The organism is Microbacterium trichothecenolyticum (assembly GCF_000956465.1).
Taxonomy (GTDB): domain Bacteria; phylum Actinomycetota; class Actinomycetes; order Actinomycetales; family Microbacteriaceae; genus Microbacterium; species Microbacterium trichothecenolyticum.
In genome coordinates, this window is record NZ_JYJA01000023.1 from 66131 (window position 1) to 78064 (window position 11934).

Here is an 11934-nt window from a genome sequence, read left to right on the forward strand (position 1 = left end):
GTAACACCCCTCGGGCGCCCGTCCTCACCTGAACCCGTTGCCAAGACGTGACGTATACAGCGGGTTCCCAGGATGCGCAGGAGCGGGAATGTTTGTTAGGTTTACGTTCAAACATTTGTTAAGACTCAGTACTTAATGGATGCACGGGTGCCCGCGCACCTCCTCCCTGCAATGCCGCACGAGAGAAAGAACCAACGATGATTCGAAACGCGAAGCGCCGAGCGGCGCTCATCGCCGTCGCCGGGGCCGCCATCCTCGGTCTCGGCCTGTCGGGCTGCGCCACCGGCGGCGGCAACGACAGCGGCGATTCAGAGGGCCGCACGTTGCGGGTCTGGGCAGGAAGCCAGACCCCCATCGAGGCGAACTTCAACCCGTTCTCGCCGAGTGTCCTCCACGCCGCGCTCGGCCCGATCTACGAGCCGCTGTTCTTCTACAACAAGACCGCGGACGACGCGCCCGAGCCCATGCTCGGCGAGAGCTTCGAGTACAACGAGGACGGCACCGTCATCACGGTGACGCTCAAGGACGGCGTCAAGTGGAACGACGGTGAGGACTTCACCGCCGAAGACGCCGCGTTCACGTTCAACTACGAGCCGAACCACCGCGACGGTCTCATCTCGGCCGAGGCGACAGACGACACCACCGTCGTGCTCACGTACGAGACGCCGCAGTTCACGAATGAGTTCCAGATCCTCGGCACCACCTGGATGCTGCCCGAGCACATCTGGTCGGAGGTCGACGATTACACGACCTTCACCGACGAGGAGCCGGTCGGCACCGGTCCGTACGTGGTCGACAAGGTGACGGATGCCTCGTACACGGTGGTCGCGAACGACGAGTTCCGCGACGAGGGCGTGCCGGCGATCAAGAAGGTGCAGTACATCGGCATCGACGCCAACCAGTCCGCGCAGGACCTGCTCACCGCCGGCGAACTCGACTGGACCGGCATGTTCGTGCCGAACCCCGACTCGGTGACCTCGAACGGCGTCATCAGCATGCTGAACACGCCGCAGGACCCGACCGTGCTCTACACCTGCTCGAACGCCGAGCTCGGCTGCACGGGTCCGCAGACCGACGTGGCCGTGCGCCAGGCGCTCAACGTCGCGATCGACCGCGGGACGATCAAGGAGAAGGCGTTCGTCGGCCTGACCGGCGACATCTCGCCCACCTTCGCGCTGCTGCCGCGCGACCAGAAGTGGGTCGCCGACCCGACGGCCGAGGTCAGCCCGCAGTCGCCCGACGCCGCGGCCGCGGGTGAGATCCTCGAGGCCGCCGGCTACACCAAGGGCGGCGACGGCTTCTACGGCAAGGACGGCGCCCCGATCGAGCTGAGCCTCATCTCGGTCGACGGCTGGACGGACTACAACGACGCCGCCAAGCTCATCAGCGAGCAGGCGGCAGAGGCCGGCATCAAGGTCAACGCGTCGACGGTGCAGTGGCAGGAGTTCTCGGACGCCCGCCAGACCGGTCAGTACCAGCTGATCATGGGCGGCGTCATCGGCACGTCGGTCGCCGACCCGTTCCAGATCTACAAGGACTGGTTCGCCGGCGAGTCGACCTCCGAGGTCGGCCAGGAGGTCCCCGCGGGCCGCTGGAACTTCAGCCGCTACGACAACGCGATCGTGAACGAGGCCGTCGCCGCGGCCGCCGCCACCGACGACGAGGCCGTCAAGCAGGAGGCGTACGCCACCCTGCAGACCGAGATCGTGCGCGACCTTCCGTACATCCCGCTGGTGATCAACGCCACCCAGACGTTCTTCAACACGAAGGACTTCACGGGCTGGCCGACCGAGGACGACCTGTACGCCTTCCCGCCGGCCTGGGGCTCGGTGGCGGCCGGCTACGTCCTCCAGCACCTGGAGCCGGTGAAGTAATGCGGAACCGGGCAGAAGCCGCGGCACGGAGGAGCGGGCTGCGATGAAGTTCTATGCGCGGCGGATCGCGTTCTATGTGGTGACACTCTGGGCGACGATCTCCCTCAACTTCCTCCTGCCGAGGCTTCTGCCCGGCGACCCCGCCGACATCCTGCTCGCGAAGATGCAGCGCGCCGGCGGGGAGCTCAGCGAGACCACGGTCCGCAACATCAAGACCCTGCTCGGCGGCGACTCGTCGTCGATGTGGGACCAGTACCTCGCGTACTGGGGCCGGATGCTCCAGGGAGACCTCGGCGTCTCCATCACGAAGTATCCGGCCCCGGTCACCGACCTCATCGCCGCGGCGCTGCCGTGGACGGTGATCCTGGTCGGTCTCGCGACCGTCATCTCGTTCGTCCTGGGCGTCGGCATCGGCGCCTGGGTGGGGTGGCGCCGCGGCACGTGGGTCGACCACCTCGTGCCGTTCACGACGGTGCTGCAGTCGATTCCCTACTTCTGGCTCGCGCTCGTGCTCGTCGCGATCTTCTCGGTCGCGCTGGGCTGGTTCCCGATCTTCGGCGGCTACGACGTGTGGGCCTTCCCGGAAGGCCCGGAGTGGAGCTGGGCCTTCATCGGGAGCGCCGTCTACCACGGGTTCCTTCCCGCCCTGACGATCGTCCTGAGCTCGGTGGGTGGGTGGCTCCTCGGCATGCGCAACATGATGGTGTCCACGGTCTCCGAGGACTACATCGTCACCGCCGAGGCCAAGGGGCTGAAGCCCGTGCGCATCCTGCGCACCTACGCGACCCGCAACGCGGCGATTCCGTCGATCGCCGGGTTCGGCATCTCGCTCGGCTTCGTCGTGGCGGGCTCCATCGTCATGGAGCAGGTGTTCACCTATCCCGGCATCGGCAAGCTCATGATCCAGTCGGTGCAGAACAGCGACTACGCGCTGATGCAGGGCGTCTTCCTGGTGATCACGATCGCGGTGCTCGCGGCGAACTTCATCATGGACATCGTCTACGGATTCATCGACCCGAGGGCCCGCCACAATGTCTGAGAGGCTCGAAGTGACCGACACGTCGACCGACTACGAGAGCGTCCCCGAGACCCTCTCCGACCGCACGATCGACCCTGCACTCATCGCACCGGGCGCGATGATGTCGCCGCCGGTCGGCGCCGACGTCGAGGCAGCCCGCGACGAGGCGCGCGCCGCGCGCCGCGGCTTCCGCCAGCTGCTGCCGCGGATGTCGCTGAAGCTCGCGCTCGGCCTCACCATCGTCATCGGCATCACCCTGTTCGGCATCCTCGCGCCGCTGTTCTGCCAGGATCCGACCGACTCCGACAACCCGGCGCTCTCGCCGCCGAGCGCCGAGCACTGGCTGGGGACGACCAAGCTCGGCTACGACGTGTTCGCGCAGCTCGCGTGGGGCACGCGCGGATCGCTCATGGTGGGCATCGTCGCCGGCCTGATCGCCCTGATCCTGTCGATCGTGTTCGGCATCATCGCCGGCTACAAGGGCGGATGGTGGGACGAGGTCCTCTCTCTCTTCACGAACATCATGCTCGTCATCCCCGGTCTGCCGCTCGTGATGGTCATCGCCACCTACATCCCCGGCAGAAGCTGGGTGCTGGTGGCCATCGTTCTCGGGATCACCGGCTGGGCGGGGTCCGCGGTGGTGCTGCGCGCGCAGGCGCGCTCGCTGCGGTCGCGTGACTACGTCGCGGCCAGCCGTGTCGCGGGGGAGAAGACGGCGCGCATCATCCGCGTCGAGATCCTCCCGAACCTGCTGCCTCTGCTCGCGGCCCAATTCCTCTTCGCGATCATCTTCGCGATCCTCGGCGAGGCGGGCCTGTCGTATCTGGGACTCGGGCCGACCGGCTCGATCACGTGGGGCACGATGCTCAACGACGCGCAGACCGGCCAGGCGCTCGGCACCGGTGCGTGGTGGTGGTTCGTGCCGCCCGGCCTCATGATCGCGCTGCTCGGCGCGGGGCTCTCGCTTATCAACTTCTCGATCGACGAGATCATCAACCCGAAGCTGCGGCTCGCACCCGAGAACGCCCGGCGGGTGCGCAGGGCCAAGCGCGCCGGGCGGGGCGTCGAGTCTGTCCATCTCACGAACGGAGCCGAGGCATGAGCGGCGACGCCGTCCTCACCGCGAGGAACGTCTCGATCGAGTACGAGGTCGACCCGCCCGTCAAGGCGGTGCGCGACGTCTCGCTGACCCTCAACCGCGGTGAGATCCTCGGCCTCGCCGGTGAATCCGGTTGTGGCAAGTCCACCCTCGCGTACGGCATCAACCGGCTGCTCAAGCCGCCGGCGCTGATGACGGCGGGCGACATCGTGTTCCACGACCGCTCCGGCGAGGACATCGACGTCGTCGGCCTCGCCGACGAGGACCTGCGCCGGTTCCGGTGGGACAAGGTGTCGATGGTGTTCCAGGGGGCGATGAACTCACTGAATCCGGTCATCAACGTGCGGGCGCAGCTGTTCGACGTGTTCACGACGCACCGTCCGGGGATGTCGAAGCGCGAGAAGCAGCGGCGCAGCGAGGAGCTCCTCGAACTGGTCGGCGTCGACCCCGAACGGCTCACGAGCTTCCCGCACGAGCTGTCGGGCGGCATGCGACAGCGCGTCATGATCGCGATGGCGCTCGCGCTCGACCCGCAGGTCATGATCATGGACGAGCCGACCACCGCACTGGACGTCGTGGTGCAGCGCGGCATCATCCGCGAGATCATGCGCCTGCGCGAGAAGCTCGGTTTCGCCGTCATCTTCATCACGCACGACCTGCCGATGCTGATCGAGATCTCCGACCGCATCGCGGTGATGCTGCAGGGCGAGATCGTCGAACTCGGCACCGCGACCGACATCTACCGGACGCCGCAGCACGACTACACGAAGAAGCTGCTGTCGAGCTTCCCGAGCCTGCGCGGCGACCGCGGCGACTTCGTGCGCACCGGCCATCAGCCCATCTCGGCGACGCTGGGCGCGGCCTCAGCAGAAGGAGGGGCCGCATGAGCGCCCACCACCCGGCCGCGCGGGCACCGCGCACCCTCGAGGCGCGGAACCTGGTCAAGGACTTCCGGCTGCGCAGCGGCCTGAAGTTCTCCACCCTCCACGCGGTCAAGGACGTGTCGTTCACGCTCGAAGCCGGCCGCACCATCGCGCTGGTGGGGGAGTCCGGGTCGGGCAAGTCGACGATCGCGAAGATGCTCGCCCGGCTCGAGACGCCCACGAGCGGGCGGATCCTGCTCGACGGGACACCCGCCGGCGGCCGCAGCCGTGACGTCGCCGCGTATCGCGGCGACGTGCAGATGGTCTTCCAGGATCCGTTCGCGTCGCTGAACCCGTTCCATTCGATCGAGCACCACCTGGAGCGTCCCTTGCGCATCCACAACCCGGGGATGGGCAGGGACGAGGTGCGTCAGCGCGTGCTCGAGCTCCTCGAGAGGGTGCGCCTCACGCCCACCGACAAGATGGCCGAGCGGCGTCCGCACGAGCTGTCGGGCGGTCAGCGCCAGCGCGTGGCGATCGCGCGGGCGCTCGCGCCCGGAGCGCAGTTCATCATCGCCGACGAGCCGGTCTCGATGCTCGACGTGTCGATCCGCCTGGGCGTGCTGAACCTGCTGGCGCAGCTGCAGCGCGAGGACCACCTCGGGGTGCTGTACATCACGCACGACCTCGCCACGGCCCGGCACTTCTCCGACGAGATCCTGGTGATGTACCGCGGCGACATCGTCGAGCGAGGACGCGCGGACGACGTGATCCTCGATCCGCAGCACGAGTACACACGCACGCTCCTGGGCGCCGCGCCCGATCCCGAGAACCAGGGGATGCTGCGCGACGAGGTGCGGAGGGAGCTCGCCGCCGAGCGCCGCTGACCCGCCCTCGCGCGCCGGCGCTCCCGACACGCCCGGGCGGCCGATCGGGGTCCTCTCCCAGCCTCGATGCGTAGCCTGACGAGACGGATCCCGTCGGGCGGAAGGGGTGGGGATGATCGTCGTCGACGTGATCGTCGTCCTCCTCCTCGTCGCCGCCTGCGTAGCCGGTGTCCAGCGTGGCTTCTTCGCCAGCATCGGCACCCTGGCGGGCCTCGCGGCGGGCGCCTTCGCGGCCTTCTGGCTGACCCCGCTGGTGAGTGCGTGGGTGCCGTCGCCGGTGTGGCGCGGTCCCGCCGTGCTCCTCACCGCCCTCGGGCTGGTCTTCGCCGGCGCGGCGGTCGGCTCGGCGATCGGCTCGGCCCTGCGCTCCGGCGCCGACCGGCTGAAGCTCCGGGGGATCGAGCGCTTCCTCGGCGGCATCGCGTCGGTCGTCGCGGCGATCCTCGCCCTGGCGCTCGTCGCACCGGCGATCGCGGTGGCGGGCATCCCCGTCATCTCGTCGGCCGTGGCGTCCTCGGCCATCCTGCGCGGCATCGAGGCCGCCACCCCCGACCCCGTCGCCGCCGCCCTCGCACAGCTGCGCGGCGCCGTGCTCGATGACGGCCTGCCGGGGCTCGGGCTGCTGCTCGGACCGGGGACCGCGGAGCCCGCGCCCCCGGTCGCCCTGGACGATCCCGAGCTGCAGCGGGCGGCAGCATCCGTCGCCCGCGTGTCGGGGAATGCGTACGCGTGCGGGCGCGGATCTTCGGGCACCGGCTTCGTCGTGGCCGAAGACCGGGTCGTCACCAACGCCCACGTCGTCGCCGGCGTCGACACGCCCATCGTCGAGCTGCCGGGGGTGCCCGCACGGGAGGGGCGCATCGTCTACTTCGACCCGATCGACGACCTCGCGGTGATCGCCGTGGACGACCTCGGCGGAACAGCCCTGCCGCTCTCGCCCACACTCGCGGCGGGTGCCGCCGCGGTCGTGCAGGGCTACCCCTACGGCGGCCCGTTCACGATGGTACCGGCGAGCGTGCAGTCGGTGGGTGTCGCCAACGTGCCGGACGTGTACGACACCTCGTGGAACCCGCGCGAGATCTACTCGCTGCAGGCGGTCGTGCGCCCGGGCAACTCGGGCGGCCCGCTGCTGACGGGCGACGGCGAAGTCGCGGGGGTCGTGTTCGCGCGCGCCGAGGACGAAGACGACGTCGGCTACGCCATGACGATGGCCGAGCTCACCCCGGTCGCCGATCGTGCGTCCTCGCTCACGAACACCGTGTCGACGGGCTCGTGCGTCGGCTGACGGCGCCGACCGGTATGCTTGCTGCGCAAGTCAATAACGGCCCATCACCCGGGCGGGAGAGCCTCGGCAGCGTGATCGCCGAGCACCGAAGGAGCAAGCCTCCCCGCCAATCTCTCAGGTACGCGTACCGTTCGGGCAGGCCGACTCTGGAAAGTGATTCCAGCGAAGCGAGAATCCGGTTGAGTAAGGCGCCCCGGCGCCGGATCGAAACCACTCTCGTGAGATGAGCGCTCCGCGTCTCCAGCTCGTCGTGATGAATCCGCCGACGGTGAAAACCCGCTCCCTCGCAGGACGGGCGAAACTCTCAGGCCCATGACAGAGGGGGAGTTCACAGACGTCGCTCGGCGTCTGCCCGTCCGCGACCGGGAGAACTCATGACGGAACTCCGTACGACTGCCCTGCACGACCGCCACGAGGCGCTCGGCGCCTCCTTCACCGACTTCGGCGGCTGGCTCATGCCCGTGCGCTACAGCTCCGACCTCGCCGAGCACCACGCCGTGCGCACCGGCGCGGGCCTGTTCGACATCTCGCACATGGCCGAGTTCCTCGTGAGCGGGTCGGGCTCGGCGGCGTTCCTCGACTACGCGCTCGCCGGTGCCCTCTCGCCGATGCGCGTCGGCAAGGCGAAGTACTCCCTGGTGCTCGCCGAGTCCGGCGGCATCGTCGACGACGTCATCGTCTACCGCCTCGCTGAGGACCGGTTCCTCGTGATCGCCAACGCCGGGAACCGGGATGCCGTGGCCGCGGCGTTCGCGGACCGCATCGACGGCTTCGCGGCCTCGCTCGAGGACCAGACCGACGACATGTCGCTCATAGCGGTGCAGGGTCCCGCAGCGCGGGCGATCGTCGAGGCGACGGCGGGGATCGCCGGTGTCGCCCCCGCATTCGCCGACCTCGGCTACTACGCCTGGTCCTCGGGGACGTTCGACGGCGAGGCACTGTTCGTCGCGCGCACCGGCTACACGGGGGAGGACGGGTTCGAGCTCCTCGTGCCGAACGGCGCCGCGGCCGCGCTGTGGGACGCCCTGCTCACCGCCGGCGAGCCGCGAGGCCTCGTCCCCGCAGGACTCGCCGCGCGCGACACGCTGCGCCTGGAGGCCGGCATGCCGCTGTACGGCCACGAGCTGTCGCTCGACATCGTCCCCGCCCAGGCCGGCCTCGGCCGCGTCGTGGCGGTCGACAAGGAGGACTTCGTCGGCAAGGCGGGCCTGTCCGCGGTGGTCGCATCCGACGCCCCCGTGCTCGTCGGGCTCGCCGGTGAGGGACGCCGCGCCGGCCGCGCCGGCTACGCCGTGTTCGACAGCGCCGACACCGCCACCCCGGTGGGCGAGATCACGAGCGGCGCGCTCAGCCCGACCCTGGGGCATCCCATCGCGATGGCGTTCGTCTCGCCGGCCGCGAGCGCTCCCGGCACCGAGCTCTTCATCGACGTGCGGGGGACCCGCATCCCCGCGACCGTGACCGACCTGCCCTTCTACCGGAGGAACAAATGACCGATCTCACCGCCCTCAAGTACACCGCCGAGCACGAGTGGGTCGCCCTCGACGGCGACGTCGCGACCGTCGGCATCACCTCGTACGCCGCCGACAAGCTCGGTGACGTGGTGTTCGTCGAGCTGCCCGCCGTGGGCAGCTCGGTGACCGCGGCCACCGTGGTCGGCGAGATCGAGTCCACGAAGTCGGTCGGCGAGCTCTACGCGCCCCTGACCGGTGAGGTCGTGGCCGTCAACGACGCCGTCGTCGACGACCCGTCCCTCGTGAACGCCGACCCGTTCGGCGCCGGATGGCTCGTCAAGATCACGGTCGACCCCGCGTCCGTGGCGGACCTCCTCGACCGCGACGCGTACATCTCGCTCACGGGCGGCGCCGAATGACGGGTCTGTTCGCCGACCGTCACATCGGGACGGATGCCGCGGCCCAGCGCACGATGCTCGACGCCCTGGGATACGACAGCGTCGACGCGCTCGTCGAGGCGGCGGTTCCGGCATCCATCCAGGTGAAGCCCCGCGCCACGAGCGACATCCCGCCTGCGGCGACCGAGGCCGAGGCACTCGCGGAGCTGCGCGTGCTGGCGTCGCAGAACCGCACCGCGCGGCCGATGATCGGGCTCGGCTACTACGACACGCTCACGCCGTCGGTGATCGCCCGCAACGTGCTCGAGAACCCCTCCTGGTACACCGCCTACACGCCGTACCAGCCCGAGATCTCTCAGGGGCGCCTGGAGGCGCTCATCAACTTCCAGACGATGGTCACCGACCTCACCGGACTCGCGACGGCGAACGCGTCGATGCTCGACGAGTCGACCGCCGTCGTCGAGGGCATGCTCGTCGCGCGGCGCGGCTCGAAGTCCGCCTCGAACGTGTTCGTGGTCGACGCCGACGCGCTGCCGCAGACGAGGGCGCTGCTCGCGCACCGTGCCGCCGCGGTCGGGATCGAGCTCGTCGAGCTCGACCTCGCGCGGGGTGCGGCCCTTCCCGACGAGCTGTTCGGCGTGCTGGTGCAGTACCCGGGCGCGTCGGGCCACGTGTGGGATCCGGCGGGCGTCGTCGATGCCGCCCACGTCGCCGGCGCGCTCGTCGTCGCGGCAGCCGACCTCCTCGCCCTCACGCTGCTGCGCTCGCCGGGCTCGTTCGGCGCCGACGTCGCGGTGGGAACGACGCAGCGCTTCGGCGTGCCGCTCGGCTTCGGCGGTCCGCACGCCGGCTACATGGCGGTGCGCCAGGGACTCGAGCGGCAGCTGCCGGGCCGCCTCGTCGGCGTCTCGCAGGACGCCGCCGGGCACCCCGCCTACCGCCTCGCGCTGCAGACCCGTGAGCAGCACATCCGCCGCGAGAAGGCCACGTCCAACATCTGCACGTCGCAGGTGCTGCTGGCCGTCATGGCCTCGATGTACGCCGTCTACCACGGGCCTGACGGCCTCCGCGCGATCGCGACCGATGTGGCGAAGAAGGCGGAGGCGCTCGCCTCCCGGCTGCGCTCGTACGGACTGTCGCTGCGGTCGGACGCGTTCTTCGACACCATCCGCGTCGCCACGCCGGGGGCCTCTCGCCGCGTGATCGATCGCGCCCGGGAGCGCGGCTACCAGCTCTTCTGGGTCGACGATGCGACGGTCGGGGTCTCGGTCGACGAGACCACCACGGCCGACGATCTCGCCGCGGTCGCGTGGGCGTTCGGCCTGCCCGAGAACGAGTTCCTCGGTGCGGGTGAGCAGGGCGAGCGCGTGCTCTCCTTCACGGATGCTGCGCCCTTGGCGGGCGTGCCGGCCGGGCTGCACCGCGTCGAGGTGTTCCTCACGCACCCGGTGTTCAACTCGCACCGGTCCGAGACGGCGATGATGCGCTACCTCAAGCAGCTGTCCGACCGCGACTACGCGCTGGACCGCGGCATGATCCCGCTGGGCTCGTGCACGATGAAGCTCAACGCGGCGACCGAGATGGCCGCCGTGTCGTGGCCCGAGTTCTCGCGCGTGCATCCGTTCGCACCCGAGGACGACGTGCACGGCTACCTCGCGATGATCGAGCAGCTCGAGGTGTGGCTCGCCGAGGTCACCGGGTACGACGCGGTGTCGCTGCAGCCCAACGCGGGCTCGCAGGGCGAGCTCGCCGGCCTCATGGCGATCCGCGGCTACCACCGTGCGAACGGCGACCTCGACCGCACGGTGTGCCTCATCCCGTCGTCGGCGCACGGCACGAACGCGGCGTCCGCGGTGCTCGCGGGCATGCGCGTCGTCGTCGTCGCGTGCGACGAGGCCGGAAACGTCGACCTCGACGACCTCCGCGCGAAGATCGCGGCGCACGCCGACGAGCTCGCGGCGCTGATGATCACGTACCCGTCGACGCACGGCGTCTACGAGCACGACGTGCTCGACATCACGCAGGCCGTGCACGACGCCGGCGGCCAGGTCTACGTCGACGGCGCGAACCTCAACGCACTGCTCGGCTACGCGCGCTTCGGCGACCTCGGCGGCGACGTCTCGCACCTCAACCTGCACAAGACGTTCGCCATCCCGCACGGTGGCGGCGGTCCCGGCGTCGGGCCGGTCGCGGCGAAGGCGCACCTCGCGCCCTACCTCCCGTCGCATCCGCTGTCGCAGCGCAAGGACCACGCCGGCGGCGTCTTCGACGGCGGACCGATCTCGGCCGCACCGCACGGCTCGGCCGGCATCCTCCCGATCTCGTGGGCGTACGTCCGCATGATGGGCGCCGAGGGCCTGCGCAGCGCCACCGCGGCTGCCGTGCTCGCCGCGAACTACATCGCGGTGCGGCTGCGGGAGCACTACCCGGTGCTCTACACCGGCGAGGACGGGCTCGTGGCCCACGAGTGCATCCTCGACCTCCGTCCGCTCAAGGAGGCGACCGGCGTCTCGGTCGACGACGTCGCCAAGCGTCTCATCGACTACGGCTTCCACGCCCCGACGATGTCGTTCCCGGTCGCGGGCACGCTCATGGTCGAACCCACGGAGTCCGAGGACCTCGGCGAGATCGAACGCTTCATCGAGGCGATGATCGCGATCAAGGCCGAGGCCGACCGCGTCGCCGCGGGCCAGTGGCCCCAGGGCGACAACCCCCTCGCGAACGCCCCGCACACCGCCGAATCTGTCGTCTCCGACTCGTGGGACCACCCGTACTCGCGGGAGACCGCCGTATACCCGATCCACACCCTGGTCCGCACGAAGTACTGGCCGCCGGTCCGCCGCATCGACCAGGCCTACGGCGACCGCAACCTCGTCTGCGCCTGCCCGCCCATCGAGGCCTTCGCCTGACGAACCCCGAGCGACGGGATGCCGGTGCCCCCGGCATCCCGTCGCTCTGTCGTCCCCCTGTCCCCTCGCGCTCGCGCCCTCCCACCGGTGGCCGTGCCTAGGCGTGGGCCGTGGGCCGCCGCCCTGCCCCGACCCACGCCTAGGCAC

Annotated in this window: 9 protein-coding genes and 1 riboswitch; all 9 genes read left to right on the top strand. The window is 70.0% G+C overall.

Annotation, left to right across the window (positions count from 1 at the left end; all coding sequences use genetic code 11):
• Positions 1-197: 197 nt before the first annotated feature.
• The 9 genes from RS82_RS02960 to gcvP all read left to right on the top strand — a co-directional run bounded on the left by RS82_RS02960 (position 198) and on the right by gcvP (position 11787).
• Positions 198-1874, top strand: coding sequence for an ABC transporter substrate-binding protein (locus RS82_RS02960; protein WP_045296792.1), 1677 nt, complete (start codon positions 198-200; stop codon positions 1872-1874).
• Between the two features lie 43 nt (positions 1875-1917).
• Positions 1918-2913 (top strand): ABC transporter permease, encoded by a 996-nt coding sequence (locus RS82_RS02965; RefSeq protein ID WP_045296794.1) that lies wholly within the window; start codon positions 1918-1920, stop codon positions 2911-2913.
• 97 nt (positions 2914-3010) lie between these two features.
• Positions 3011-3994: an ABC transporter permease gene (locus tag RS82_RS02970; RefSeq protein WP_157005340.1), complete on the top strand. Its 984-nt coding sequence runs from the start codon at positions 3011-3013 to the stop codon at positions 3992-3994.
• Entirely contained in the window at positions 3991-4878 is an 888-nt protein-coding gene (locus RS82_RS02975; RefSeq protein ID WP_045296795.1) for an ABC transporter ATP-binding protein, read from the top strand. Before RS82_RS02970 ends, RS82_RS02975 begins: the two co-directional genes overlap by 4 nt.
• Complete coding sequence (locus RS82_RS02980; protein ID WP_045296797.1) at positions 4875-5741, top strand: ABC transporter ATP-binding protein; 867 nt, start codon at positions 4875-4877, stop codon at positions 5739-5741. Before RS82_RS02975 ends, RS82_RS02980 begins: the two co-directional genes overlap by 4 nt.
• Before the next feature lie 112 nt (positions 5742-5853).
• The gene (locus RS82_RS02985) at positions 5854-7026 is read left to right on the top strand and encodes a MarP family serine protease (RefSeq protein WP_045296798.1); all 1173 of its coding nucleotides are present in this window, start codon (positions 5854-5856) and stop codon (positions 7024-7026) included.
• Between the two features lie 43 nt (positions 7027-7069).
• Positions 7070-7166, top strand: a riboswitch (glycine riboswitch).
• A 234-nt stretch (positions 7167-7400) separates the two neighbouring features.
• A complete protein-coding gene (gene gcvT / locus RS82_RS02990; RefSeq protein WP_045296800.1) occupies positions 7401-8519 on the top strand; it encodes a glycine cleavage system aminomethyltransferase GcvT in 1119 nt (372 codons plus the stop codon).
• On the top strand, positions 8516-8899 hold the full coding sequence (gcvH, locus tag RS82_RS02995) for a glycine cleavage system protein GcvH (protein ID WP_045296801.1): 384 nt from the start codon (positions 8516-8518) through the stop codon (positions 8897-8899). Before gcvT ends, gcvH begins: the two co-directional genes overlap by 4 nt.
• Positions 8896-11787 (top strand): aminomethyl-transferring glycine dehydrogenase, encoded by a 2892-nt coding sequence (gene gcvP / locus RS82_RS03000; RefSeq protein WP_045296802.1) that lies wholly within the window; start codon positions 8896-8898, stop codon positions 11785-11787. Before gcvH ends, gcvP begins: the two co-directional genes overlap by 4 nt.
• Positions 11788-11934 lie beyond the last annotated feature (147 nt).

Excerpts from the sequence above, each read along its gene's own strand:
- RS82_RS02985 (WP_045296798.1), top strand. The coding sequence starts at position 5,854 with ATGATCGTCGTCGACGTGATCGTCGTCCTCCTCCTCGTCGCCGCCTGC.
- RS82_RS02975 (WP_045296795.1), top strand. The coding sequence starts at position 3,991 with ATGAGCGGCGACGCCGTCCTCACCGCGAGGAACGTCTCGATCGAGTAC.
- RS82_RS02960 (WP_045296792.1), top strand. The coding sequence starts at position 198 with ATGATTCGAAACGCGAAGCGCCGAGCGGCGCTCATCGCCGTCGCCGGG.
- gcvP (WP_045296802.1), top strand. The coding sequence starts at position 8,896 with ATGACGGGTCTGTTCGCCGACCGTCACATCGGGACGGATGCCGCGGCC.
- gcvH (WP_045296801.1), top strand. The coding sequence starts at position 8,516 with ATGACCGATCTCACCGCCCTCAAGTACACCGCCGAGCACGAGTGGGTC.
- RS82_RS02980 (WP_045296797.1), top strand. The coding sequence starts at position 4,875 with ATGAGCGCCCACCACCCGGCCGCGCGGGCACCGCGCACCCTCGAGGCG.
- gcvT (WP_045296800.1), top strand. The coding sequence starts at position 7,401 with ATGACGGAACTCCGTACGACTGCCCTGCACGACCGCCACGAGGCGCTC.
- RS82_RS02965 (WP_045296794.1), top strand. The coding sequence starts at position 1,918 with ATGAAGTTCTATGCGCGGCGGATCGCGTTCTATGTGGTGACACTCTGG.
- RS82_RS02970 (WP_157005340.1), top strand. The coding sequence starts at position 3,011 with ATGATGTCGCCGCCGGTCGGCGCCGACGTCGAGGCAGCCCGCGACGAG.